This window comes from Vibrio sp. YQ_11, from assembly GCF_043103065.1.
Taxonomy (GTDB): domain Bacteria; phylum Pseudomonadota; class Gammaproteobacteria; order Enterobacterales; family Vibrionaceae; genus Vibrio; species Vibrio parahaemolyticus.
The window spans coordinates 70453-94344 of record NZ_JBICJM010000053.1 but is presented as its reverse complement, the minus strand read 5'-3'; the positions used below and the strand labels follow the sequence as shown (position 1 = coordinate 94344).

The following is a 23892-nucleotide window of genomic DNA, read 5'->3' as shown; positions in this document are numbered from 1 at the left end:
AATTTTTATCAATCAAAAATGATAAATTCCGACAACACTGTGGAGAAAAACATACACAAGCGTTATAAAACCAACGCGAGACAATAAGATCTCATCCATCATCTATCGTGGAAAAATCAATGAAAACAATTCAACGTATTGGGCTAGCTCTCTCCGCGTTTGGGCTTATGACGGGTTGTCAGCTAACATCTTCTGAACCGCTTTACCCAACCGCCAATCAAAAAACTATCCAATCAGCAAAAAATGAGTTCAAGGGAACGGAAGAGTTTGAAGTCAGTGACGATGGTGTCATTTCTTTTCGTGCCCGCCTTCCTGGACCAGACTATTACTGGGAGCCATCTAAAATCAAACAGTTAAGTTACGAGATATCCTGTGTTTTCCTAACTAATTATGTGGATCGTGGGATGGTGGTGAAATCGTCGTTTTCAGGCGCTCGTGGCCGCGTTGAGTACTATGATATGGAGCGCTGTATGGACAACACGCCCTTCGAGTAATTTTCTCAGCACATAAAAAAAGCTCCACCGAAGTGGAGCTTTTTGGGTATTGGATTACTTGAGATTACGGGCGAGCCACAAAACCGACAGCTTCGTATGCTTTTTTCAGTGTTTCCGCCGCACGAGCCGATGCTTTCTCCGCGCCTTGCTTCATCACTTCATCCATAAACGCGCGATCTGCGCGAATACGACGGTATTCTTCTTGAATTGGCTCAAGCATCGCAACAACCGCTTCACCCACGTCTTTCTTGAATGGGCCATACATTTCAACGCCTTTGTATTTCGCTTCAATCTCTTCAAAGCTCATGCCTGTCGCTGCAGAGTAAAGACCCATTAGGTTTGCAATGCCCGCTTTGTTTTCAACATCATGGCGAATGCTTGGTGGCGTTTCGGTATCCGTTTGCGCTTTGTTGATCTTCTTGATGATCGATTTTGGCTCTTCAAGCAGCGTGATAACGTTCTTACGGTTATCATCAGACTTCGACATTTTCTTCGTCGCATCTTGAAGGCTCATTACGCGCGCGTTAACCGTTGGAATATATGGCTCAGGTACCGTAAAGATTGGGCTTTCTGGCGAGTAAATGTTGTTGAAACGCGTTGCGATATCACGCGCTAATTCTAGGTGCTGCTTCTGGTCGCTACCTACTGGCACTTGGTGTGCGCCGTAAAGCAGGATGTCTGCTGCCATTAGCACTGGGTAATCAAACAGCCCCACGTTTACGTCGTTCGCGTAACGTGCAGACTTGTCTTTAAACTGAGTCATACGGCTCAGTTCACCCATTTGAGTGTAACAGTTAAGAAGCCAACCAAGTTGAGCATGCTCTGGTACGTGTGACTGAACAAATAGCGTGCTCTTCTTCGGATCAACACCAACTGCCAGACAGATCGCCAATGCGTCTAGAGTCGCTTCATGTAGGGCTTTAGGATCTTGGCGAACCGTAACCGCGTGAAGGTCTACAACACAGTATTGGCAATCATAATCGTCTTGCATCTGCTGCCATTGACGTAGAGCACCCAAGTAGTTACCGATACTTAGTTCACCTGACGGTTGAACACCACTCAATACAATGGGTTTGCTCATTAGAATGATTCCTTTGACTTCTTAATCTAATTAAAATGAAAAACCGTGCGGCTTTTAGCGCACGGTTTACTCAGTGTACTCATTAACAAGTATTTTGGAAGCTCTTTTGTTGCCGTTATGCAGAAACGGCTACTACTTCCAATAATTCAGATAAACTGTCTGCGACAAAATCTGGGTTTGAAGCTGAAATAGGCTCACCATGGTTGTAACCGTATGTTAAACCAAACGAAGCACAACCTGCGTTTTTCGCCGCAAGGATGTCATTCTTCGAGTCGCCAACCATCAGCATTTCGCTCGCTTTCACCTGATGTTTTTCCATCAACCAGTTCAGTGCGACTGGATTTGGTTTTTTCTCAGGGAATGCATCACCACCCAATACGTCCACAAAGTATTTTGCGATGCCATGTTGCTCTAGAATTTCTGGAACAAACTTCGATGGTTTGTTCGTTACAAGCGCCATCGTAAAGCCTGCCTGATGTAGCTCTTCTAGCGTCTCTTTTACTGTTGGGTAAAGATGGCTCAGCTGATGACCGCTTTGCGCGTAAAAGTCATCAAACAGCTCGCGTCCTTTTGCACGCAGCTCTTCACTAAGATCGCTACTGATGGTCATGCTTTGGCTTAGCGCGCGACCAATCAGGACGTCAGCACCGTTACCTACGTAATCACGTACTTGCTCTTCCGATACTGCAGGGTAACCCAAAGCTTGTACCGCTTGGTCTGCAGCAACGGCCAAATCAGGTACGCTGTCCAACAATGTGCCATCCAGATCGAACGCAATCAGTTTAATATCTTGTTGAGTCATAATTTCCCTAGCTAAAAATAACAAAGGATGGTCTCCCATCCTATGTGTTTGATTCTTCAAGCCACTAAGCCTTTGGGCTCAGTGACATATGTTCTCATTCGCTTACTTCGCAGCCAAGCGCTGACGAACTGCTTCGAATAAACAGATGCCTGATGCAACCGACACATTCAAACTCGATACGCTACCTGCCATTGGGATTTTAATCAAATCATCGCAAGTTTCTCGCGTTAGGCGGCGCATGCCATCACCTTCTGCGCCCATGACGATTGCCAGAGGACCAGTCAGTTTTGCTTGATAAATGTCGTGTGTCGCTTCACCCGCCGTACCCACGAACCAGATGCCCTGCTCTTGCAGAGTACGCATTGTGCGCGCTAGGTTGGTTACACGAATCAAAGGCACCACTTCTGCAGCGCCACAGGCTACTTTGCTTACTGTCGCATTCATTGGTGCGGATCGATCTTTAGGAACGATAATCGCAGCAACACCAGCAGCATCGGCGTTACGTAAACAGGCACCAAGGTTGTGAGGGTCAGTCACTCCATCCAAAACCAATAGCAACGGTGTCTCATGCTGCGCTAGGATGTCGTCGATGTCGTTTTCGTTCAGCTGTTTTGCTGGTTTTACGCGCGCGATGATGCCTTGGTGGTTTGCACCATGTGCTTTGTCATCCAAGGTTTTACGCGTCATTTGTTGGATAGAAACACCACACACCTGCAAATCGTTCAAGATTGGCATTAGGCGATCGTCTTGGCGTCCTTTTAGAACGTACGCTTCAATAAAACGTTCTGGTTCGCGTTCCAATACCGCTTTCACGGCATGAATGCCGTAAATAAATTCGTTACTCATTACTTAACCTGTTTCTGTGCTTCGCTCACCGCCAATCTGCGGTAACAGATTGGCGCTTCAGCCTACTGCGCGTCTTGCTTAGTGCGCTTGGTTTTCTTTGGCTTACTGTGTGGCTTTTTCTTGTGGGCTTTCTTCACCTTTGGCTTCTTTGCGCTGTCGTCATCCCCACGTTTTGGCCCTTTGCGTTTACGGCCAGAATCCGTTTGTTCTGGGCGCTTAGTTGGCTCAATAGCAGGAACAGCGCGCGCTGTAGCACCTTCTTTTGATGAAGAACGTGTCGCCGCACGTTTTTTCTCTTTGGCTTTGCGTTTCGCTTCCGCAGCTCGTTTCTTAGCTGTCTTACCTTCGCCGCGTAGCTTACGACTTGTTTCGACCAATTCAAAGTCAATTTGCTTGTCATCTAGGTTAACAGCCAGCACTTTTACTTTGACCGCATCACCCAGACGATAGATGTTACCGAAGCTTTCACCGATAAGTCTTTGACCAATAGGATCAAACTGGTAGTAGTCGTTCGCAAGCGTTGAAATGTGCACCAAACCATCGATATGCAGATCGGTCAAGCGCACGAAGAAGCCAAAACTGGTGACGTTAGCAATCACGCCTTCCAACTCATCGCCGACGTGATCTTGCATGTATTCACACTTCAACCAATCCGCAACTTCACGCGTTGCATCATCAGCGCGGCGCTCTGTCATTGAACATTGTTCGCCGTAGAAGTCCATGTCATCGAATGAGTAATGGTAACCACCCGTTGGCGTCCAACGGTCTTGGTTGCGGCCTTCTTCTTTAGCGATCAAATACTTGATAGCACGGTGCAGCAACAAGTCAGGGTAACGACGAATTGGTGACGTAAAGTGCGCGTAACGCTTAAGCGCCAAACCGAAGTGGCCTGCGTTGTCCGCGTTGTACACCGCTTGCTTCATGGAGCGCAGCAGCATGGTTTGGATCAGCTCTTGGTCTTGACGACCTGCAATTTGACGCGCGAGATCGGCGTAGTCTGTTGGAGAAGGCTCTAAACCACCTTTCAACTCTAAACCTAGCTCACTTAGGAAATCGCGGAAGCCTTGCAAGCGCAGCTCACCCGGAGATTCGTGAATACGATACAGTGCAGGCTCTTTGGCTTTTTCTACCAACGATGCCGAGGCAATGTTAGCTAAGATCATACATTCTTCGATGATCTTATGCGCATCATTACGAATCACTGGCTCAATGCTTTCAATCTTGCGCTCAGCATTAAAAATGAATTTGGTTTCGACAGTTTCAAACTCAATCGCACCACGTTGATCACGCGCTTCTTTCAACACTTTGTACATCGCGTGCAACTCTTCAAGATGCGACACGAGTGGCTGGTAGCGTTCACGCAGTTCTTCATCACCTTCAAGAATCGCGCTCACTTTGCTGTATGTGAGGCGAGCGTGGGAATTCATTACCGCTTCGTAGTGCTTGTAGCTTGAGAGCTTACCGCTTTCAGAAATGGTCATCTCACACACCATACACAAGCGATCCACTTGCGGGTTAAGCGAACACAAACCGTTTGACAGCACTTCAGGCAACATTGGGACAACTTGCGATGGGAAGTACACAGAGTTACCACGGTTGATGGCTTCTTTGTCTAACGCTGAGTCTGGGCGCACGTAGTAGCTTACGTCTGCGATTGCGACCCAAAGACGCCAACCTCCATCTTTTTTCTTCTCACAGAAAACGGCGTCATCGAAGTCTCGCGCATCTTCACCGTCAATAGTAACAAGCGGCAATTCACGCAAGTCAACACGGCCAACTTTCGCTTCTTCAGGTACTTCTTCGCCCAAGTTTACGATTTGTTTTTCGACCGCTTCTGGCCACTCATAAGGGATTTGATGGGTGCGAATTGCGATTTGTGTTTCCATACCTGGCGCCATATTTTCGCCAAGAACTTCAACCACTTTACCCATCATGCCACGCGAGCGAGAACCACGATCAGTAATTTCAATCACCACGACGTTACCCATACGAGCGCCAGCTTTATGCTCGTTCGGGATCAGAATATCTTGGCTGATGCGCGAATCATCCGGCACGACATATGAGTAGCCGTACTCAAGGAAGAAGCGGCCAACAATCTGGCTATTGCGCTCTTCAAGTACGCGAACTAAACGACCTTCACGACGACCACGCTTGCTGTTGTCTGTTGGTTGTACCAGCACGAAATCACCATGAATGATGTTCTTCATTTGGTGATGTGGCAGCAAAATATCATCGTCCTTGCCGACGCTGCCTTCTGGACGTACCCAACCGTGACCATCTTTGTGGCCAATCACGTAACCTTTCACCATTTCAAGTTTTTCAGGCAATGCGTAGCACTGACGGCGGGTAAACACCAGTTGACCATCTCGTTCCATGGCACGTAAACGGCGGCGCAACCCTTCGTATTGCTCTTCGCCCGCTAACTTTAAAGCTTCGAACAAGTCATTGCGATTCATTGGTACGCCCGCTTGCTCAAGGAACTCGAGGATGAACTCTCGGCTTGGAATTGGATTTTCGTAATTTTGGGATTCACGATCTGCGAATGGATCGTTTGGAATATTGTCTGACATAGGCACGCCTATCTAGCAAGGAAGGTATAGAGCTAGTATATCTGAGTCTCTCGATAACCTACAGAATTGCTTTGAAAAAAGAATGATCGAGATCGACTCTGGAACTGCAAATAAACTAAGGGCGAGCAAGCAGGATCAAAAGCTCAGAGTTATCACTCAGTAAGGATTCAATGGTGCACTCATCCAACTCGGCGAGGAAGGCACTTTTTGCTTTGGCAAGCTTATCTTTGAGGCGGCATGCGGGAGTAATGTGGCAAAACTCCACCCCACAATTGACCAAATCTAACGGCTCCAAATCTCGCACGACACCACCAACGGTGATCTCAGACGCTGGCTTCATCAAGCGAATACCACCGTTTTTACCGCGCACGGTATGCACGTAGCCTAGCTGCCCTAAACGGTTGATTACTTTGACCATATGATTACGAGACACACCAAACAAATCCGTCACTTCGGTGATATTGGTCAGCTCATCTTTTGGCAATGATGCTAAATAAATCAAGGTTCTCAGCGCGTAATCAGTAAAGCTCGTTAACTGCATGTTCTCTCCCAGAGTGCGACTTAATAGCTCAATGTCAGTGACGAAACAACCAACTTACGCTATCGACAAAAGTGTAAATCTTTTCTTGATCGAAAGATACATTTGAGATACAACTTTAAACATGCATTACAAATACAACTTAAAAATAGGAAGTTCTTATGCTCAGCAATCAAACCATTGAGATCGTGAAAGCGACCGCGCCACTAATCGCAGAAACAGGACCAAAACTGACCGCTCACTTCTATGACCGCATGTTTACTCACAACCCTGAGTTAAAAGACATTTTCAACATGAGCAACCAGCGTAATGGCGATCAGCGTGAAGCGCTATTCAATGCCATCTGTGCATACGCTGCTAACATTGAAAACTTGCCTGCTCTACTTGGCGCAGTGGAGAAAATTGCGCATAAACACACCAGCTTTTTGATCACGAAAGATCAGTATCAAATCGTAGGTAAACATTTGATCGCTACGATTGATGAGTTATTCAATCCGGGCCAAGAAGTTTTAAACGCGTGGGCTGAAGCTTATGGCGTATTGGCTAATGTATTTATCCAGCGCGAAGAACAAATCTATCAAGCAAATGCATCGCAAGAAGGTGGCTGGCGAGGGCTACGTGAGTTTGAGTTGGTTGGTAAACAATTGGAAAGTGAACACATTTGCAGTTTTGTTTTCAAACCGACGGATGGCAGTAAAGTGACGAAGTACAAGCCTGGGCAGTACCTCGGCATCTACATCAACAGCGATAAGTTTGAAAACCAAGAGATACGTCAATACAGCCTATCTTCTTCGGTTCAAGAGAACACTTACCGCATCTCCGTAAAACGTAAACAAGGCGGTAAAGTATCCAACTACCTGCACGATGAGCTAAACATCGGCGATAAAGTAAAACTCGCAGCGCCAGCGGGTGATTTCTTTATGGATGTAGATACCAATACACCAGTGGTGCTGATTTCTGCAGGTGTCGGCCTTACGCCAACACTGTCAATGCTAGAAAGCTTGACGGAACATCACGCGCCAGTGACTTGGGTACATGCAACAGAAAACAGCAAACACCACGCCTTTAAAGAGCACGTAAACCAGCTAGTCACGGCGAAAGAAAACATGAACGCGCTCATTTGGTATAACCAACCAACGGCAGAAGACAAGATAGGTGAAGACTTCCACTTTACCGGCTTTGTAAACCTGCATGAAATCGAAGCCGCACTCAAACAAGACAACGTACAAGTGTACTTCTGTGGTCCGGTGGGCTTTATGCAGCACGTCGCGAAACAGCTACAAGAACTTGGCGTCCCTGAGGAACAATTCCATTACGAATGCTTTGGCCCACATAAGGTGGTTTAAGCGCGTTCACCTATCGGGAAAACAACAAAGCCCACGAAGTGTGGGCTTTGTTGTATGAAGTTACCGAGAATTTTCTGGAGATCTACCAGAACATGTCACGCCTTTTTGCGCGTGCAATGATGTTTTGTGGCATACGCTGTTCTAGCCCACGCCTTAACACGGCAATGCGTTTGTGTTGACGCTGATCGGCGGTCACCGAGTTGTACAACCAGCGGTAAGCATCTTCATAGTCCAACGGACTACCGTAATCGCGTAGCAGCAATTCAGCCAGATGAATACGCGCGTTTAAATTACCCATAGAAGCCGCTTCACGCAAATACGGAATCGCACGCTCTTTGTCTTGTTGCACCAAAGTACCGCGCGAATAGTAACGTCCAATCTGCTCTAATGCCGCAGGTAAGCCTTGCTGCGCGGCATTTTCCATGTAGTAGAGCCCCAGCTCGACATCTTGCTCGACACATACGCCCCACGCCAACATGTCGCCATATAAGAACTCGTAAGCAGGCAAGTTAATTCGAGTCGCACGAGCTACGATATCTTCCACCAGCTGGCAGTTATCAGCGCGCACGCGTTGTAAATGCTTATTCTGCTCAATAAGCTTTATCAGTTCTGCTTCGGTGTAGATGGGGACTGGCGCGCCAACATCAGCAGCACTCGCTCGCACTGTTGTGGCAGACAGCATCAGTAACAGTGAAGCAGCCACTGTTCGTAACTTCATAAACGTACTCTTCAAGGTATCTGAGAAACCAAAGATCAGCCAAGGATCTCCTCTGCTTGATAAACTTATCGGCAATCAGCAGCTAAGCTTTAGACAATTTTTGCCTCTTCCTTAAGCTTAACGGCAATAACTTGCCATATGCAGATTATTTATCTCTGTGGGTATTTTTATCTCAGATACAAAAAAGCCGACCTTGAGGTCGGCTTTTAAAATCTCTAACGAGTACTTATTAAGCTTCGAATGGGTGAACCTTAATGATAGTTTCGTTACGGTCTGGACCAGTTGAGATGATGTCTACTGGTACGCCCGTTAGCTCTTCGATACGTTTGATGTAGTTTAGAGCTGCTTGTGGTAGAGCATCTAGTGACTTAGCACCAAATGTGTTCTCAGACCAACCTGGCATTGTTTCGTAGATTGGCGTCGCTTTTTCGAATGCTTCAGCAGCCATTGGCGAAACTTCTAATACAGAGCCATCTTCCATCTTGTAGCCAGTACAGATTTTAAGCTCTTCTAGGCCATCTAGTACGTCTAGCTTAGTTAGACAGAAACCAGATACAGAGTTGATTTGAATTGCACGACGCATAGCTACAGCATCGAACCAACCAGTACGACGTAGACGACCAGTGGTTGCGCCGAACTCGTGACCTACAGTACCTAGGTGCTTACCTACTGGGTCTTGCTTCTCTAGACCATCGTACAATTCTGTTGGGAATGGACCAGCACCAACACGAGTACAGTATGCTTTCGCAATACCTAGAATGTAACCGATGTGACGAGGACCGAAACCAGAACCTGCAGCAACACCACCAGCAGTCGTGTTAGAAGAAGTTACGTATGGGTAAGTACCGTGGTCGATATCAAGTAGTGTACCTTGCGCACCTTCAAACATGATCTTGTCGCCGCGCTTGCGTGCTGCGTCTAGTTCGTCAGTTACGTCGATAACCATTGAAGTTAGTAGCTCTGCGTAGCCTTTTGCTTCTTCAAGCACAGCTTCGTAGCTTACTGGCTCAGCTTTGTAGAAATTAACTAGTTGGAAGTTGTGGTATTCCATAACTTCTTTAAGTTTCTCTGCGAAAGCTTCCATATCGAATAGGTCGCCAACGCGTAGACCACGACGAGCAACTTTATCTTCGTATGCAGGACCGATACCACGGCCAGTTGTACCGATAGCTTTTTTACCGCGAGCGATTTCGCGAGCTTGGTCCATTGCAACGTGGTAAGGAAGAATTAGAGGACATGCTTCAGAAATGAAAAGACGTTCGCGTACTGGAATACCACGCTCTTCAAGAGGTTTCATTTCTTTAAGTAGAGCTTCAGGTGATAGTACAACACCGTTACCGATAACACATTTTACGTTATCGCGAAGGATACCTGATGGAATTAAGTGAAGAACGGTTTTTTCACCGTCAATTACAAGAGTGTGACCTGCGTTGTGACCGCCTTGGTAGCGCACCACGTATTTTGCATCTTCAGTTAAAAGGTCTACAATTTTACCTTTACCTTCGTCACCCCATTGGGTGCCTAGAACGACTACGTTATTTCCCATCTTTCCAAGTCTGATTGCTAGTTAAAAATGGATTCTAGCACCGAATCGCAATTCTTGCAGTCATTTTTTGTTCACAGAGTTGATACCAGAATGTAATCTCATCAACGCTGTACATTTCTAAATCAATACATCACTGATAATATTTACTTTTCTAAATTCGACTGGAAATCTTTATGTCTGACTCTATTTGGCTAGCGATTGGACTTGTTTTAATTGTCGAAGGCATAGGCCCTTTGATCGCGCCAAACGGCTGGCGAAACATGGTGGCACAGCTGAGTGAACAACCGGACAACCAGCTACGGCGCATTGGTGGCTGCCTTGTGGTGGCGGGAGCCGTCATCGCATTTATGATGAGCTAATGTTTGGTGGCATACCAAAACCAACGGTACAACCGATACAAAAAAGGCTCCTTACGGAGCCTTTTTAGATTTCAGATGGTTCGCTTATTCAGCTTTCGCACCTTTCGCGTTATTCATGTACTGGAAGAAGTCACTCTTCGGATCCAGAACAAGAATGTCGTTCTTAGAGCTGAATGATTTTTCGTATGCTCTTAGAGAACGTAGGAAGCTGAAGAACTCAGGATCTTTGTTGTATGCATTCGCATAGATCTTCGCTGCTTCTGCATCCGCTTCACCGCGTGTAACACGAGCGGTTTTATCCGCCTCTGCAAGAATGGTTGCTACTTCAAGTTCCGCTTGTGCACGAATGATTTCTGCTTTCTCACGACCTTGAGAACGGTGCTTACGAGCTACCGACTCACGCTCAGCGCGCATACGACGGTAAATCGACTCACTGATTTCATCAGGAAGGTTGATTTTCTTCATACGGAAATCGACAACACGAACACCCAAGTCTTTCATTGCACTTTCACGAGTATCTCGCAGTACGTCCGACATGATTAGGTCACGTTCACCATCAATTTCTAACGCTTCACGTGCCGCTTCTGTGTTCACTTCATCACTGCTTGCGTCTTCTGGTAGCACGTCATCATTACGTGGACCTGAAACGATTTGTTTGATTTCACGAGCACCGATTTCAGAACGAAGTACGTCTGTGACTTTACGCTCAAGAAGTGCTTCAGCTGTCAGAGAGTTACCACCGCCTGTTGCTAGGTAGTAACGGCCGAAGTCTTCAATACGCCATTTCACGTACGAATCGATGATAACGTCTTTTTTCTCTGACGTTACGAAACGGTCAGCACGTCCATCCATCGTTTGAATACGAGCATCTAACTGCTTCACGCGATCAAACAGTGGCATTTTGAAATGCAGACCCGGCTCATAAATTCGAGTGATGTCGTTGTTGTCTTTAAGAACACGACCAAATCGAACCACAATACCGCGCTCACCTTCAGGAATCACAAACAGAGACATCAGCATCAATGCTAGTGCGATTACCAGTACAGGGATCATTAACTTACGCATTCTTAGTATCTCCCTTGACGTGTACCTGTTGAACGAGACTGCGTGTTCGATGTTTCTTCTTGTGTACGCTCAGACTCTAGTTGAATGTGATCGTAGGTTGAAGAAGATTTCGATTTACGTTTAGTGTCTGTTTGGCCTTCTTGACCTGCCAATTTATCGATTGGTAGGTACAAAAGGTTGCCGCTTGATTCAGAGTCAATCAACACTTTAGATGTGTTGGTGTAAACCTCTTCCATCGCGTCAATGTACAGACGGTCACGTGTTACGCCAGGAGCCGCTTGGTATTCAGGTAGTAGTTTTTCAAACTGTGCTACTTGACCCAATGCTTCGTTAGTTACACGCTCGTTGTAACCTTGAGCTTCTTTCTTCAAACGTTCAGCTCGGCCCGTTGCCTTCGGCAAGATTTCGTTCTTGTAAGCTTCTGCTTCACGGATGAAACGCTCTTCATCCTCACGCGCAGCAATCGCGTCATCAAACGCATCTTTTACTTGCTCTGGCGGACGTGCAGACTGGAAGTTCACGTCAACAATCACCAGACCCATATCATAGCTATCGATGATTTGGTTTAGTGTTTCTTGAGTGCTTTGACGAATTTGCTGACGACCACTGGTTAGAATGCTATCCATTAGTGAATCACCAATTACCGCACGTAGCGCAGAGTCTGTTGCTTGACGCAAGCTATCATCTGCATTGGTCACGCGGTATAGGTATTTGTATGGGTCAGCAACTCGGTATTGAACGTCCATTGCAACCGTTACTACGTTTTCATCTTTCGTCAGCATTAGACCAGATGCACGTAGTGAGCGAATCGCTTGTACGTTAACCGCTTCGTATTCATCAATAAAACGAGGACGCCAGTTAAGGCCTGGGTCTACGATACGATCGTATTTACCTAAACGCAGTACAACACCACGCTCTGCTTCACCGATGGTGTAAAAACCAGCGAAAATCCACACCGCAATTGCAATGATCGCAATGACACCAAAGCCAATTGCACCACCGCCACCGCCGATAGAAGAACCACCGCCGCCTTTTTTACCAAACTTGCCACCCAGCTTTTGACTCAGTTTGTTGAACACTTCATCTAAATCTGGCGGACCTTGATCTCGGCCACCAGGACGCTGGCCACCACGATTATTATTACCCCAAGGGTCATTATCGCGGCCATTGTTGCCGTTGTTATTTCCAGGCTCATTCCACGCCATTAGAAAGCTCCATCATTTGATATGACGTTATACTGTAGCAGTCCTTTAAGTGACTATAAAGTCAGTCAAAACTGCCCCTTCTCTTTTTTCAAGTCTAGACCAATCTACTTGCTGCATTCGAATATCGATCAACAAGTTACCATCCTGGTCGTATTCCTCACGTTGAATACACTTCATTTGGAAGAATGTACTACGGAATCTTCCTTGATACTGTGGAGGAATTCGCAACTGATGCTCGACCATTTGCGACGCCAGACGTTCCGTCAGCGCATCAAACAGGAGCTCAATGCCCAATCCTTCCATTGCAGATACCCAGACCGCACGAGGAACCCCTTCCTCATCACGTTCTATACGAGGTGTCTGCGACTCTAGATTGTCGATTTTGTTCATGACGACAAGCGTCGGCACTTCGTGCGCGTCGATCTCTTCTAATACTTCATGAACAGCTTGAATATTCTCACGAAAACGCTCATCACTGGCATCAACAACATGTAACAAAATGTCAGCTTCTTGCGTTTCCTGCAAGGTCGCTTTGAAGGCAGCAACCAAGTCGTGAGGCAAATGTCGAATAAAACCAACCGTATCTGCCAGTATGGCTGGGCCAACATCCGCTAACTCCATCTTACGTAGTGTAGGATCCAAAGTAGCAAACAATTGGTCAGCGGCATACACGCCAGCTTCGGTTATTCGGTTGAAGAGTGTCGACTTACCCGCGTTGGTGTAACCCACGAGAGAAATTGTTGGGATTTCAGCTCGATTTCGGGCACGGCGTCCTTGTTCACGCTGCTTGGCTACCTTTTCTAGGCGGCGCAGGATGGCTTTGATTCGTTCACGCAATAAACGACGGTCGGTTTCCAGCTGGGTTTCACCCGGACCACGTAAACCGATCCCCCCTTTCTGCCTTTCAAGGTGCGTCCAACCACGAATTAAACGAGTAGAAATGTGTCGAAGTTGGGCCAGCTCGACCTGTAGCTTACCTTCGTGTGTTCGTGCTCGTTGAGCAAAGATATCGAGGATGAGACCAGTGCGGTCGAGGACTCGACATTTGCACAGTGCTTCGAGGTTACGTTCTTGGGCAGGAGAGAGGGAGTGATTAAAAATCACAATTTCAGCACCAGTCAATTGTACCGTAGTAGCAATTTCTTGGGCCTTACCCTCTCCGACATAGTATTTCGGGTGTGGGGATTGACGACTACCAGTTACAACTTGCAGCGTCTCAACCCCAGCGGAAGAAACCAGCATCTCGAACTCAGCCAGATCTTCCCATTCACCTTCTTGCGTGAAGTTGATATGAACAAGTACGGCTCGCTCACCGGATTCATAACGGTCAAACAAGCAATCAACTCCTTATTTTAAAAATACTCGATGAAGAATTAATCTTCTGATTTCTCTTGTGGACGGTCGCCTTGAGGACGATCACCGCTGTGGTGGCTCACTGGACGAGCCGGCACAACTGTAGAAATCGCGTGCTTGTACACCATTTGGTTTACAGTATTTTTCAGCAGGATCACGAATTGATCGAATGATTCGATCTGACCTTGTAGTTTGATACCGTTAACAAGGTAGATAGACACTGGAATACGCTCACGACGTAGCGCGTTTAGAAATGGGTCTTGTAGAGATTGCCCCTTAGCCATTTTATTTTCCTTATTTAATTTGTAGTTGTAATTATTTAGCTAGTGGTGCAATGCAAAAAGTACTGCTTTTGCATCTGAGCTAAACGAATCAAAAATGCACTCTAAGTAATTAGCAGCATAGTATAAAAACTGCCAACAACAGATCCTTTGAGAGTGCGTTCACGCAAAAACGATCACATTATACACAGCTATCTCAATCAGATGCTATTGCTTCTGACATGGTTTCGAGTGCCTGCTCAATGTTATCGCTATCCAACCAAGTTAAGTCATCCCAGCTGCGTAACCAGGTGATTTGACGCTTGGCCAATTGACGAGTCGCACATACGCCACGAAATACAGCTTCATCACGTGTGCACTCCCCATCTATATACTCCCACATCTGTCGGTAACCAACGCAACGAATAGAAGGAAGATCCGGATGAAGATCTTTGCGCGCATACAACGCTTTCATTTCATCTTCAAAACCCGCTTCCATCATTTTGTCGAAACGCAGTTCAATGCGACGGTGAAGTTCTGCCCTATCCTTGGGAGCTATTGCAAACTGTTTAACTCGGTACGGCAGGCTTTCACCTTTAGTTTGAGTCAACTCAGTAAGAGTTTTACCTGAAATACGATACACTTCCAACGCCCTAGATAAACGCTGGGGATCATTTGGATGTATTCTCGCAGCTGATACAGGATCAATTTCTTTCAGTTCATCGTGCAACACTGACCAACCTTTAGTCAATGCTTCTTGTTCAATTTGCTGACGAATTTCAGGATTTGCAGCAGGAAGAGGTGATAAGCCTTCAAGTAATGCCTTGTAATACAGCATTGTACCACCCACTAGGAGCGGAATTTTTCCTTCTGCAACAATATCATCCATCGCTTGCAAAGCATCGCGGCGAAAGTCCGCCGCCGAATAAGATTCGCTAGGATCTAGGATATCAATTAAGCGGTGCGGCGCTAAACTCAACTCTCTTTCGTCAGGTTTTGCCGTACCGATATCCATTCCTTTGTAGATCAATGCAGAATCCACACTGATGATCTCAACCGGAAACTTTTGACGCAAGCGAATCGCTAGCTCGGTTTTACCTGATGCAGTTGGCCCCATCAAGAAAAGAGCCAAAGGTAGTTTGTCTGTCATGGTTTTAATTTGGCTATCGTGGCAGAGAAATCAACAGCAGATACGAATGTTTTATCGTCTAGTGGCAATTGACCATGCCTTAACTGTTCAAGTTCCGCAATAATTTGAATGGCTTCAGAGAGAGTATAGTGACTCTTGACCGTTGTGACCTGCACAGCAAGCCAATCGATCAGCGCAGGAAGCATCTGAGTTGACGCCTTTTCTCCCTTCATCCACGTTTGCGCGTAAGATAACAGATCTGGCACTAAATTTTGTAAGTTTTGTTGGCGTAATGGTGCTGGCACGCCCATGACCATTAGCGCTTTATCATTTCTGGCTTTTAATTGGATACCCAACTGAGCAAAGTCTTGTTGATAATCTTGTGCCAACTTCACTAAGTCAGTGTCCAACTTCATCGACAACGGTACTAATAAAGGCTGCGCTTTTAACGCTCCTTCACTTGGTGTCAACTGACCTTTGGTGCGATAGAACTCAGCTCGAGGTAATGAAACTAATGCTACTCCACTGTCGCTGCTCATCAGTACAAATTGTTCATCCACAACAGCCAACGCTTTCCCCAACGCTGTAACTTGAGGCAAACTCACTTCTCGAACGGACTCTATCGATGTCGGTTGCTCAGCTTGTTGCGATTCGAAGTCGGGTGTTTTTAGCAGTTCATGGTAAGCGTGGACTTCTCGCTTACTTGGTGCAGGTTCAGCATGACGCTCTTTACCGACATTTGGTTTAGGCGCAGGTTTGGACTCAATCCAATCCGTTCGCTTAAAGGAATCTGCAATACGCGCTTCACGCACAGATGAATCACTCGGCGCACGATCGCGTGGCTTTATCTCATAATCAGTACGTCCAGGGTACGTAGGCGTTTTATCAATCGCTTGATACACACGCTCTGGGACAGTAGTACTCACTGATTGTGGCGAGTATTGAGGCGTCGTTTCCGGTTGGCTTTCTCGCTCTTCAGGCTCTGCTCGATGGAACGCGGACTCATTGACTTGCGGCTTATCAATCACAGAGCTTTGTGCCAGTGCATCAGCCAAAGCTTGATAGATAAAGTCATGTACCAATCTTGCTTGGTGGAAACGCACTTCATGCTTCGCTGGATGAACGTTCACGTCCACCTGATGCGGGTCTAGCTCGATGAACAACACATAAGCGGCAAATTGATCCGGCTTTAAGCTCATTTCGTAACTTTGACGAATCGCATGATTGATCAGTTTGTCCCGCATCATGCGGCCATTCACGTAACAATACTGCAAATCGCTTTGCTGACGAGCCCCATCCGGGGTGGTGATCCAACCATGCAACTTGAGGCCTTGATGCTCAAGCTCAATACGAAGCATATTACGAACAAATGCATTACCACACACCGCCGCTATACGCTTTTCGGTTTGCAGTTGATTCTTAGCCGCACGGTACTGGCGGATCACTTTGCCGTTATGACGCACGTTGATCGAGACATCAAAGCGGCTCAGTGCAATGCGTTTTAACAGCTCGTCAATGTGAGCAAATTCCGTTTTTTCGGTACGCAGAAACTTACGGCGTGCAGGAGTATTGAAAAACAAATCCAGCACTTCAACCGTGGTACCAATGGGATGGGCAGCAGGCTGCAATTTGACCTGCATATCACGCCCTTCCGAATATGCACTCCACGCTTCTTCTTGCGCAGCTGGGCGAGAGGTTAATGTAAGACGAGAGACGGAACTGATACTCGCCAATGCCTCTCCACGAAAGCCCAAGCTCATGATCGCTTCTAAATCATCTAAGGTATGGATTTTAGACGTTGCATGACGACTGAGTGCCAGCCCGAGCTCATCTTTCGCAATCCCTTTTCCGTTGTCACGAACACGAATAAGCTTGGCACCGCCTTTTTCGATGTCGATATCGATTCGGGTTGCGCCAGAGTCGAGGCTATTTTCCACCAACTCTTTGATGACAGAGGCAGGTCTTTCGACCACTTCCCCTGCCGCAATTTGGTTGGCGAGCCTAGCTGGCAAAATTTTTATCGTCATAATGAGTTAGAAGCTCACTTACTTATTTGTTTGGAATGATCAGGACTTGCCCAACAGCAAGCTCGTCCGAGCGCAAGTTGTTTGCTTGGCGAATACTCGCAACACTCACGCCATATTTGGACGCAATCTTACCAAGGTATTCCCCTCGCGCGACTTTGTGCTTGCGAATCGGTTTATCTTTCACTGCCACTGTGATCTTAAGTTTTTGACCAACCCATAAGGTATCGGATTTTAAGTTGTTCTGACGACGAATATCCGACAGCTTCACTTTATAGTGACTTGCGATCTTACCCAAGAACTCACCCGATTTAACGGTATGAGTAATCGTTTCAGTCTCTACTGTAATAGGCTTGCTTGGCACTTGGATCTTGCCAGCTGACGGAATACGCAGTTTTTGTCCAACCGCTAAGCTGGTCGATTTCAACTTGTTCTCAGCCATCAACGCTTTCGAGTTAGTACCGTATTTATTCGCAATCACAGACAGCGATTCACCACGCTTAACAATGTGCACCATTGGTTTAGAGGAAGGTGAGAACACCGTGCCTTCAGGTGGGTTATCTTTTAGATATTTAACCACCGCTTTAGAGATAGCCTGCGCTAACTTATCTTGGTGCGCGCGTTGGAACAGCAGTTTCTCTTCTGTTGGGTTAGAGATAAATCCAGTCTCTACAAGGACCGATGGAATTTGTGGCGAACGCAATACTGCCAAGCTAGTGTTGATTGGCTTGGTGTTGTGTAGATGCGCGACGCGTCCCATTTCACCCAAAATTTCGGTCGCCAACTTGTAGCCTTCTTTTTGCGAATGGCTGAACTGGAGATCGAGCAAAGTTTGGTTCACATTGCGGTCTTTCGTGTTCGTGACAAATGCATTGCCAGAACCACCGAGCAACTCGGACTGTTTCTCGTGGTTCTCAACCCAACGAGCAATCTCAGTGTTTGCGCGACGCGTATTCAATACGAATACCGATCCCCCACGAGGTTGTGGTGACGTGAACGCATCCGCGTGAACTGAGATTAACAGGTGCGCGTCATTTTCGCGGGCAAATGCAACACGGCGGTTTAAGTTAACAAAGTAGTCACCGGTACGCGTCATGCGCGTTTTGATTCCCGGCGTCGCATCAAGTTGCGCTGCAAGCTTACGAGAAATGCTCAGTACCGCGTCTTTTTCATACTTGCGACGAGATGGACCAATTGAGCCAGGGTCTTCACCACCATGACCAGGATCGATCACGATCAATACTTCTTGAGCACGCTGTACGGTACTCATGTCTTTGCTGGTTGTCGCCGGTTTGCTTGGTTTCGCTGCTGTTGTCGCGGTTTTCTTACCGTGTGGCAGGTCAATCACCAAACGATGCCCATATTGGCCGCCCGGCGTTGGACTGAGTTTGAATAACTCTGCCTGAACGTTCTTCTTTAATTCAAAAACAAGGCGATAGGTGCCTTTCTCTGGAGGCGAGCTTTTACGCACCAATTTAAGCACTGGGCTATCAGAAACAGTCACTGGCAATTTAGCTTGCATGGTGGTGTCTTTCATATCCACCACAAGACGGTCCGGCCCTGACAGAGAAAAATAGGAATAGTCCGCTTCCGAGCCTAAATCGATGACAACACGAGTCTCATCTGGGGAAGGCCACACTCGGAAACTTTTAACGACGTTAGCAAATGCTACATTGGGGATGATAAGGAGAAAAGTGGCGACAAACGTCGCCACTGCTCTAAAATTTGAAAGACTCAACATAGCTCCAATCGACTGAGTAACTGCACACCGTAATCATTGTTCGCCGTTATCTCAGCGACGCGTTGCTCACCTTGATAACGAATTTCTACATCTAAATCTGGTTGTGGCAGCAATCCTTGCCCTTTTTCAGGCCATTCAACCAAGCAGATCGCATCATCTGTGAAGTAGTCTCGGATCCCCATGAATTCCAATTCTTCAGGATCTGCCAATCGGTAAAGATCAAAGTGGTAAACCTGCCACTTATCTAATTGGTAAGGTTCGACAAGCGTATAAGTCGGACTTTTCACGTTTCCTTGATGCCCAAGAGCACGGACAAAACCACGACTGAAGGTTGTTTTACCTGCACCTAAATCACCATGCAGATAAATAGTGGTTTGTTGAGAACAAAGTTGAGCCAGCTCGGTGCCCAGTGCTACCGTTTCTTGCTCATCTTTTAAAGTAAATTGTTTCGTGCTCATTGATGCTTCTCTAACTAATGATCGTTGACTATATAAAAATCAAAAGAACAGGAATAGTAAACCGTGTTGGTTTTGAGAGACAAGCTTTCAAATGTCATATGTGCGAAAAAAGTAGCCAAAAACTGTAACTTATTTACCGAGTATTAACTTTGATCGAAAAGAGTTTAACTCACAGTTATAAGAACGCCGTACATAGCAAAAGGTTCCGTGATACATGCATAATGATTTTGCTGATAAAAACGCGCCAATGGCTATTCAGCCTGAACTTTGAGAAACGAATTTCCGAGTACCAACCTCAACTTTACGGTAGCACCAATAGAATAGATCCGTTAAGATCCCGCCCCCTTTATCTCGGTGATAAAACATGAACTACGAACAACTCGCACAACAAATCAAAGTTTGGGGAAAAGAGCTCGGCTTTCAAAAAGTGGGCATCTGCGACGTTGATCTTAGTGAACATGAAGCCGCACTACAAAAATGGCTAGATGCTGGCTATCACGGCTCAATGGATTGGATGGCTCGTCACGGAATGATGCGCGCCAGACCCAATGAGTTATTACCGGGAACCGTTCGCGTTATCAGCGTCCGGATGGACTACCTACCGCCAGAAGCGCAATTCGCTTCAAATCTCGCGAATAAAAATCATGCTTATATTAGCCGCTATGCGCTAGGGCGTGATTACCATAAGCTGGTCAGAAAGCAGCTCAACAAGTTGGGTAAGCTCATAGAAGAAGAAGTGGGTCAGTTTGGTTATCGCCCTTTTGTCGACTCTGCGCCAATACTTGAGCGCCCTTTAGCCCAAAAGGCCGGATTGGGTTGGACAGGTAAACACTCACTGATCTTAGATAAAGAGTGTGGTTCTTGGTTCTTCCTTGGTGAACTGCTGATTGACCTACCTTTGCCAGTCGATACTCCAAGTGTCGACCAATGCGAAAAATGCCGAGCGTGTATTACGTCATGCCCGACTCAAGCCATTGTAGAAGATAAAGTTGTCGATGCGAGACGCTGTATCTCTTATCTCACGATAGAGTTTGATGGTGTCATCCCTGAAGAATTCCGCAAACCGATGGGTAACCGCATCTACGGTTGTGATGACTGCCAACTCGTCTGCCCATGGAACCGCTATGCAGACGTAACCAAACAAGAAGATTTCCATCGCAGGGAAAGCTTTCACCATCCAGACTTAGTTGAATTATTCCAATGGGACGAGGCGACGTTCTTAAAAAATATGGAAGGTTCTGCTATCCGTCGTATCGGTCACGAACAATGGCTACGTAATATATCTGTCGCACTTGGTAATGCAGAATACAGCCAACGGGTGATAGACGCACTTAATGCGCGACTTGGTGAAAGTAAATTACTGGATGAGCACATCGAATGGGCACTTACCCAGCAGCTCAACCATATCCCTTCTGTAGATGCAGAACCGATTGAGACGAAGAAAAAGCGTTTAATTAGAATTGTTGAGAAAGGCTTACCTAGGGATGCCTAGTGCGTAGCCTATATGCAAGAGATTGAAAACACTTTTTGCATGCTCAATACATGACCCTGTTCTCAATTCTGTAATGTGGAAAAAAATTCTAGATTTGATTAAAAATGGGTTGCAAAAAAAAGTTAAACACAACCTGAGTAAATGACTAGGATCAAAAAAAGACAAGGTTGTGATCGTATTTTAACGTATTCGATCCGATGAAATAATACATTTAACCTTAAATAACAACAAGTTAAGACCAAATCACCAGCAACCAAGACTTCCTAAAAAAGAAAAGATCTTTCTTTACCCATCAAAATCCTCAAGCTAAAAACACTTTATCAACCAACTTATCCACAGAACGTTATATGTGGATAACTCTGTTAATTAACATAGGTAAAACGCTCCGAACATCATGAAATGATTACGCCAGCCGATTCATATCGTGTTTTAAACACAAACGAAACCGTCCGACATCATTTGATGCGGATTAAGATATGCTTTTAGGGGATTCATGCTTCGCAGCATTATGAAAAGAGCGATGGAATGGAGCGAAAGCCAAAGTGAACTGGGCGGCGCATCCGTGACGATCTGAGAGCTAGAAAATACCAACCACTCAAACTGTAACTATCGTCTGAAATTGGTTGCGGGGGCCGGATTTGAACCGACGACCTTCGGGTTATGAGCCCGACGAGCTACCAAGCTGCTCCACCCCGCGTCCGTATTACGTCACCGTTAAGTACGATGAGAACTTTGCTTTTTCATTAGAGAAAGTGGAGCGACACACGAGGTTCGAACTCGTGACCTCAACCTTGGCAAGGTTGCGCTCTACCAACTGAGCTAGTGTCGCACATTCTCTTAAAAGAATTGGTTGCGGGAGCCGGATTTGAACCGACGACCTTCGGGTTATGAGCCCGACGAGCTACCAAGCTGCTCCATCCCGCGTCCATGTATTATCGCGTAGTGCAATAATATAAATTTGGAGCGACACACGAGGTTCGAACTCGTGACCTCAACCTTGGCAAGGTTGCGCTCTACCAACTGAGCTAGTGTCGCAATGTCACTGTTAAGCACAATGAGGGCTATGCAGTTCACTTTGAAGAAAGTGGAGCGACACACGAGGTTCGAACTCGTGACCTCAACCTTGGCAAGGTTGCGCTCTACCAACTGAGCTAGTGTCGCATGTCACTGTTAAGCACAATGAAGGCTTTACTTTCCACTTAAAGAAAAGTGGAGCGACACACGAGGTTCGAACTCGTGACCTCAACCTTGGCAAGGTTGCGCTCTACCAACTGAGCTAGTGTCGCATGTAATTGTTAAGCACAATGAAGGCTTTACTTTTCACTTAAAGAAAAGTGGAGCGACACACGAGGTTCGAACTCGTGACCTCAACCTTGGCAAGGTTGCGCTCTACCAACTGAGCTAGTGTCGCATATCAACAGCAAATGCTATTGATTGAATTTGGTTGCGGGGGCCGGATTTGAACCGACGACCTTCGGGTTATGAGCCCGACGAGCTACCAAGCTGCTCCACCCCGCGTCCGTATTTCATTGTTAAGCACAATGAGAGCTATACTGTCCACTTAGAAAGAAAGTGGAGCGACACACGAGGTTCGAACTCGTGACCTCAACCTTGGCAAGGTTGCGCTCTACCAACTGAGCTAGTGTCGCATATCAACAGCAAACGCTATTGATTAAATTTGGTTGCGGGGGCCGGATTTGAACCGACGACCTTCGGGTTATGAGCCCGACGAGCTACCAAGCTGCTCCACCCCGCGTCCGTATTTCATTGTTAAGCACAATGAGAGCTATCAAATTGGAGCGACACACGAGGTTCGAACTCGTGACCTCAACCTTGGCAAGGTTGCGCTCTACCAACTGAGCTAGTGTCGCATGTTCTCAAGAAGAGAATTGGTTGCGGGAGCCGGATTTGAACCGACGACCTTCGGGTTATGAGCCCGACGAGCTACCAAGCTGCTCCATCCCGCGTCCATGTATTATTGCTTAGTGCAATAATAAAAATTTGGAGCGACACACGAGGTTCGAACTCGTGACCTCAACCTTGGCAAGGTTGCGCTCTACCAACTGAGCTAGTGTCGCATCAACAACGTTTCCGCTGTTCAGGGCTGCGAATTATAAGAGCATTTTTTTGTGATGCAAGTCCTTCGTTCAAAAAAACTTTAATTTTTTACTGAACGACGAAAAAGCAAGCAAAACAATCAAGAATGACAACAATTTAGATCGCAGCCTTAACAGTTAGATCTTAAAGATCGTTTCGCGGTAGTACTTTAACTCCGCAATAGATTCACGGATGTCGTCCAACGCTAAATGTGTGCCCTGTTTAGAGAAACCGTCCAACACCTCTGGCTTCCAACGACGAGTCAGCTCTTTTAGTGTGCTCACATCTAAGTAACGGTAGTGGAAGTATTCTTCCAGTTCAGGCATATGCTTGTACAAGAAACGGCGGTCCTGACCGATGCTGTTACCGCAGATTGGCGATACGCCTTTTGGTACCCATTTTTCTAAAAATTCGATGGTCTGTGCTACGGCATCTTGCTCAGAGATTTTGCTGTTCCGAACGCGCTCAACCAAACCGCTAGCTGTGTGCGTGTTGGTGCACCAATCGTCCATTTTGGCTAGCTCTTCTTCTGGCTGATGCACGGCAAGCACTGGCCCTTCAGCTAAAATATTCAGTTCGCTATCCGTGACGATAGAAGCAATTTCGATGATTTTGTGCGTTTCAGGATCAAGCCCTGTCATCTCTAAATCCACCCAAATTAGGTTTTGATCGCTAAAGGACATGGTTACGCCGCCTATTTGTTTATCGATAAAAGAGGTACTATACCTGAAAATACTTGAAACACGATACTCACGAACTTGAGCCGAG

20 protein-coding genes and 13 tRNA genes are annotated in these 23892 nt (G+C 46.4%); 4 read left to right on the top strand and 29 right to left on the bottom strand.

The genetic code is table 11. The features are described from left to right. Window positions 1-119 precede the first annotated feature (119 nt). Window positions 120-494, top strand: a complete 375-nt coding sequence (locus ACF8EG_RS25270) for a hypothetical protein (protein WP_053317823.1) — start codon at window positions 120-122, stop codon at window positions 492-494. A gap of 64 nt (window positions 495-558) precedes the next feature. On the opposite strand, the gene trpS is transcribed toward ACF8EG_RS25270, so the two are convergent. From trpS to nsrR, 5 genes are all read right to left on the bottom strand, one after another. Then, complete coding sequence (trpS, locus tag ACF8EG_RS25265) at window positions 559-1575, bottom strand: tryptophan--tRNA ligase (RefSeq protein WP_005468382.1); 1017 nt, start codon at window positions 1573-1575, stop codon at window positions 559-561. A 115-nt stretch (window positions 1576-1690) separates the two neighbouring features. Further along, a complete protein-coding gene (locus ACF8EG_RS25260; RefSeq protein WP_005496518.1) occupies window positions 1691-2377 on the bottom strand; it encodes a phosphoglycolate phosphatase in 687 nt (228 codons plus the stop codon). Window positions 2378-2479: 102 nt separating this feature from the next. Then, entirely contained in the window at window positions 2480-3223 is a 744-nt protein-coding gene (rlmB, locus tag ACF8EG_RS25255) for a 23S rRNA (guanosine(2251)-2'-O)-methyltransferase RlmB (protein ID WP_005455666.1), read from the bottom strand. Between the two features lie 62 nt (window positions 3224-3285). Next, window positions 3286-5793, bottom strand: a complete 2508-nt coding sequence (gene rnr, locus ACF8EG_RS25250) for a ribonuclease R (RefSeq protein ID WP_015297413.1) — start codon at window positions 5791-5793, stop codon at window positions 3286-3288. A gap of 115 nt (window positions 5794-5908) precedes the next feature. Continuing rightward, entirely contained in the window at window positions 5909-6334 is a 426-nt protein-coding gene (gene nsrR / locus ACF8EG_RS25245) for a nitric oxide-sensing transcriptional repressor NsrR (RefSeq protein ID WP_005460673.1), read from the bottom strand. A 158-nt stretch (window positions 6335-6492) separates the two neighbouring features. Here nsrR and hmpA point away from each other — a divergent pair, with 158 nt between their 5' ends. After that, entirely contained in the window at window positions 6493-7677 is a 1185-nt protein-coding gene (gene hmpA / locus ACF8EG_RS25240) for an NO-inducible flavohemoprotein (protein WP_069504622.1), read from the top strand. A gap of 82 nt (window positions 7678-7759) precedes the next feature. Here the strand turns inward: hmpA and ACF8EG_RS25235 are convergent, their stop codons facing one another. Together ACF8EG_RS25235 and ACF8EG_RS25230 are read right to left on the bottom strand one after the other, a co-directional pair. Continuing rightward, window positions 7760-8395: a flagellar protein MotX gene (locus ACF8EG_RS25235; protein WP_005496512.1), complete on the bottom strand. Its 636-nt coding sequence runs from the start codon at window positions 8393-8395 to the stop codon at window positions 7760-7762. Window positions 8396-8624: 229 nt separating this feature from the next. Continuing rightward, on the bottom strand, window positions 8625-9941 hold the full coding sequence (locus tag ACF8EG_RS25230; RefSeq protein ID WP_005460670.1) for an adenylosuccinate synthase: 1317 nt from the start codon (window positions 9939-9941) through the stop codon (window positions 8625-8627). Window positions 9942-10114: 173 nt separating this feature from the next. On the opposite strand from ACF8EG_RS25230, the gene ACF8EG_RS25225 reads away from it, so the two are divergent. Further along, the gene (locus ACF8EG_RS25225) at window positions 10115-10300 is read left to right on the top strand and encodes a DUF2065 domain-containing protein (RefSeq protein ID WP_005480030.1); all 186 of its coding nucleotides are present in this window, start codon (window positions 10115-10117) and stop codon (window positions 10298-10300) included. A gap of 84 nt (window positions 10301-10384) precedes the next feature. Here ACF8EG_RS25225 and hflC read toward each other — a convergent pair whose 3' ends face one another. The 8 genes from hflC to tsaE all read right to left on the bottom strand — a co-directional run bounded on the left by hflC (window position 10385) and on the right by tsaE (window position 19535). Then, the gene (gene hflC / locus ACF8EG_RS25220) at window positions 10385-11365 is read right to left on the bottom strand and encodes a protease modulator HflC (protein WP_005460668.1); all 981 of its coding nucleotides are present in this window, start codon (window positions 11363-11365) and stop codon (window positions 10385-10387) included. 2 nt (window positions 11366-11367) lie between these two features. Next, window positions 11368-12570, bottom strand: coding sequence for an FtsH protease activity modulator HflK (hflK, locus tag ACF8EG_RS25215; RefSeq protein WP_005460667.1), 1203 nt, complete (start codon window positions 12568-12570; stop codon window positions 11368-11370). Window positions 12571-12615: 45 nt separating this feature from the next. Next, window positions 12616-13905, bottom strand: a complete 1290-nt coding sequence (gene hflX, locus ACF8EG_RS25210) for a ribosome rescue GTPase HflX (protein ID WP_005496507.1) — start codon at window positions 13903-13905, stop codon at window positions 12616-12618. Between the two features lie 38 nt (window positions 13906-13943). Beyond that, a complete protein-coding gene (hfq, locus tag ACF8EG_RS25205) occupies window positions 13944-14207 on the bottom strand; it encodes an RNA chaperone Hfq (protein WP_005438329.1) in 264 nt (87 codons plus the stop codon). Window positions 14208-14400: 193 nt separating this feature from the next. Next, window positions 14401-15333 (bottom strand): tRNA (adenosine(37)-N6)-dimethylallyltransferase MiaA, encoded by a 933-nt coding sequence (gene miaA, locus ACF8EG_RS25200; RefSeq protein WP_069504624.1) that lies wholly within the window; start codon window positions 15331-15333, stop codon window positions 14401-14403. Further along, window positions 15330-17339 (bottom strand): DNA mismatch repair endonuclease MutL, encoded by a 2010-nt coding sequence (gene mutL, locus ACF8EG_RS25195; protein ID WP_025589037.1) that lies wholly within the window; start codon window positions 17337-17339, stop codon window positions 15330-15332. The genes miaA and mutL overlap by 4 nt, the downstream gene beginning before the upstream one ends. Before the next feature lie 22 nt (window positions 17340-17361). Further along, window positions 17362-19077 (bottom strand): N-acetylmuramoyl-L-alanine amidase, encoded by a 1716-nt coding sequence (locus ACF8EG_RS25190; protein ID WP_069504626.1) that lies wholly within the window; start codon window positions 19075-19077, stop codon window positions 17362-17364. After that, window positions 19071-19535 (bottom strand): tRNA (adenosine(37)-N6)-threonylcarbamoyltransferase complex ATPase subunit type 1 TsaE, encoded by a 465-nt coding sequence (gene tsaE, locus ACF8EG_RS25185; protein ID WP_005457080.1) that lies wholly within the window; start codon window positions 19533-19535, stop codon window positions 19071-19073. Before tsaE ends, ACF8EG_RS25190 begins: the two co-directional genes overlap by 7 nt. 364 nt (window positions 19536-19899) lie before the next feature. On the opposite strand from tsaE, the gene queG reads away from it, so the two are divergent. Continuing rightward, window positions 19900-21027, top strand: coding sequence for a tRNA epoxyqueuosine(34) reductase QueG (gene queG / locus ACF8EG_RS25180; RefSeq protein ID WP_025796024.1), 1128 nt, complete (start codon window positions 19900-19902; stop codon window positions 21025-21027). Window positions 21028-21647: 620 nt separating this feature from the next. Here queG and ACF8EG_RS25175 read toward each other — a convergent pair. The 14 genes from ACF8EG_RS25175 to orn form a co-directional block, all read right to left on the bottom strand. Continuing rightward, window positions 21648-21724: transfer RNA gene (locus ACF8EG_RS25175), tRNA-Met, on the bottom strand. Between the two features lie 56 nt (window positions 21725-21780). Next, window positions 21781-21856, bottom strand: a tRNA-Gly gene (locus ACF8EG_RS25170). An 18-nt stretch (window positions 21857-21874) separates the two neighbouring features. Continuing rightward, a tRNA-Met gene (locus ACF8EG_RS25165) sits at window positions 21875-21951 on the bottom strand. A 35-nt stretch (window positions 21952-21986) separates the two neighbouring features. Next, window positions 21987-22062 (bottom strand) — tRNA-Gly (locus tag ACF8EG_RS25160). A gap of 50 nt (window positions 22063-22112) precedes the next feature. Further along, a tRNA-Gly gene (locus tag ACF8EG_RS25155) sits at window positions 22113-22188 on the bottom strand. A gap of 49 nt (window positions 22189-22237) precedes the next feature. Beyond that, a tRNA-Gly gene (locus tag ACF8EG_RS25150) sits at window positions 22238-22313 on the bottom strand. Between the two features lie 49 nt (window positions 22314-22362). Continuing rightward, window positions 22363-22438, bottom strand: a tRNA-Gly gene (locus ACF8EG_RS25145). A gap of 30 nt (window positions 22439-22468) precedes the next feature. After that, window positions 22469-22545 (bottom strand) — tRNA-Met (locus ACF8EG_RS25140). A 55-nt stretch (window positions 22546-22600) separates the two neighbouring features. Beyond that, window positions 22601-22676, bottom strand: a tRNA-Gly gene (locus ACF8EG_RS25135). Between the two features lie 30 nt (window positions 22677-22706). After that, window positions 22707-22783: transfer RNA gene (locus ACF8EG_RS25130), tRNA-Met, on the bottom strand. 39 nt (window positions 22784-22822) lie between these two features. Then, window positions 22823-22898: transfer RNA gene (locus ACF8EG_RS25125), tRNA-Gly, on the bottom strand. A 19-nt stretch (window positions 22899-22917) separates the two neighbouring features. Further along, window positions 22918-22994 (bottom strand) — tRNA-Met (locus tag ACF8EG_RS25120). Window positions 22995-23029: 35 nt separating this feature from the next. After that, window positions 23030-23105: transfer RNA gene (locus ACF8EG_RS25115), tRNA-Gly, on the bottom strand. Between the two features lie 156 nt (window positions 23106-23261). Beyond that, window positions 23262-23807, bottom strand: coding sequence for an oligoribonuclease (gene orn, locus ACF8EG_RS25110; RefSeq protein ID WP_005456987.1), 546 nt, complete (start codon window positions 23805-23807; stop codon window positions 23262-23264). Between the last annotated feature and the right edge of the window lie 85 nt (window positions 23808-23892).

Bases quoted from the DNA above. Each gene is read 5' to 3' on its own strand.
- ACF8EG_RS25270 (WP_053317823.1), top strand. From the start codon at position 120: ATGAAAACAATTCAACGTATTGGGCTAGCTCTCTCCGCGTTTGGGCTT.
- trpS (WP_005468382.1), bottom strand. From the start codon at position 1,575: ATGAGCAAACCCATTGTATTGAGTGGTGTTCAACCGTCAGGTGAACTA.
- ACF8EG_RS25260 (WP_005496518.1), bottom strand. From the start codon at position 2,377: ATGACTCAACAAGATATTAAACTGATTGCGTTCGATCTGGATGGCACA.
- rlmB (WP_005455666.1), bottom strand. From the start codon at position 3,223: ATGAGTAACGAATTTATTTACGGCATTCATGCCGTGAAAGCGGTATTG.
- rnr (WP_015297413.1), bottom strand. From the start codon at position 5,793: ATGTCAGACAATATTCCAAACGATCCATTCGCAGATCGTGAATCCCAA.
- nsrR (WP_005460673.1), bottom strand. From the start codon at position 6,334: ATGCAGTTAACGAGCTTTACTGATTACGCGCTGAGAACCTTGATTTAT.
- hmpA (WP_069504622.1), top strand. From the start codon at position 6,493: ATGCTCAGCAATCAAACCATTGAGATCGTGAAAGCGACCGCGCCACTA.
- ACF8EG_RS25235 (WP_005496512.1), bottom strand. From the start codon at position 8,395: ATGAAGTTACGAACAGTGGCTGCTTCACTGTTACTGATGCTGTCTGCC.
- ACF8EG_RS25230 (WP_005460670.1), bottom strand. From the start codon at position 9,941: ATGGGAAATAACGTAGTCGTTCTAGGCACCCAATGGGGTGACGAAGGT.
- ACF8EG_RS25225 (WP_005480030.1), top strand. From the start codon at position 10,115: ATGTCTGACTCTATTTGGCTAGCGATTGGACTTGTTTTAATTGTCGAA.
- hflC (WP_005460668.1), bottom strand. From the start codon at position 11,365: ATGCGTAAGTTAATGATCCCTGTACTGGTAATCGCACTAGCATTGATG.
- hflK (WP_005460667.1), bottom strand. From the start codon at position 12,570: ATGGCGTGGAATGAGCCTGGAAATAACAACGGCAACAATGGCCGCGAT.
- hfq (WP_005438329.1), bottom strand. From the start codon at position 14,207: ATGGCTAAGGGGCAATCTCTACAAGACCCATTTCTAAACGCGCTACGT.
- miaA (WP_069504624.1), bottom strand. From the start codon at position 15,333: ATGACAGACAAACTACCTTTGGCTCTTTTCTTGATGGGGCCAACTGCA.
- mutL (WP_025589037.1), bottom strand. From the start codon at position 17,339: ATGACGATAAAAATTTTGCCAGCTAGGCTCGCCAACCAAATTGCGGCA.
- ACF8EG_RS25190 (WP_069504626.1), bottom strand. From the start codon at position 19,077: ATGTTGAGTCTTTCAAATTTTAGAGCAGTGGCGACGTTTGTCGCCACT.
- tsaE (WP_005457080.1), bottom strand. From the start codon at position 19,535: ATGAGCACGAAACAATTTACTTTAAAAGATGAGCAAGAAACGGTAGCA.
- queG (WP_025796024.1), top strand. From the start codon at position 19,900: ATGAACTACGAACAACTCGCACAACAAATCAAAGTTTGGGGAAAAGAG.
- orn (WP_005456987.1), bottom strand. From the start codon at position 23,807: ATGTCCTTTAGCGATCAAAACCTAATTTGGGTGGATTTAGAGATGACA.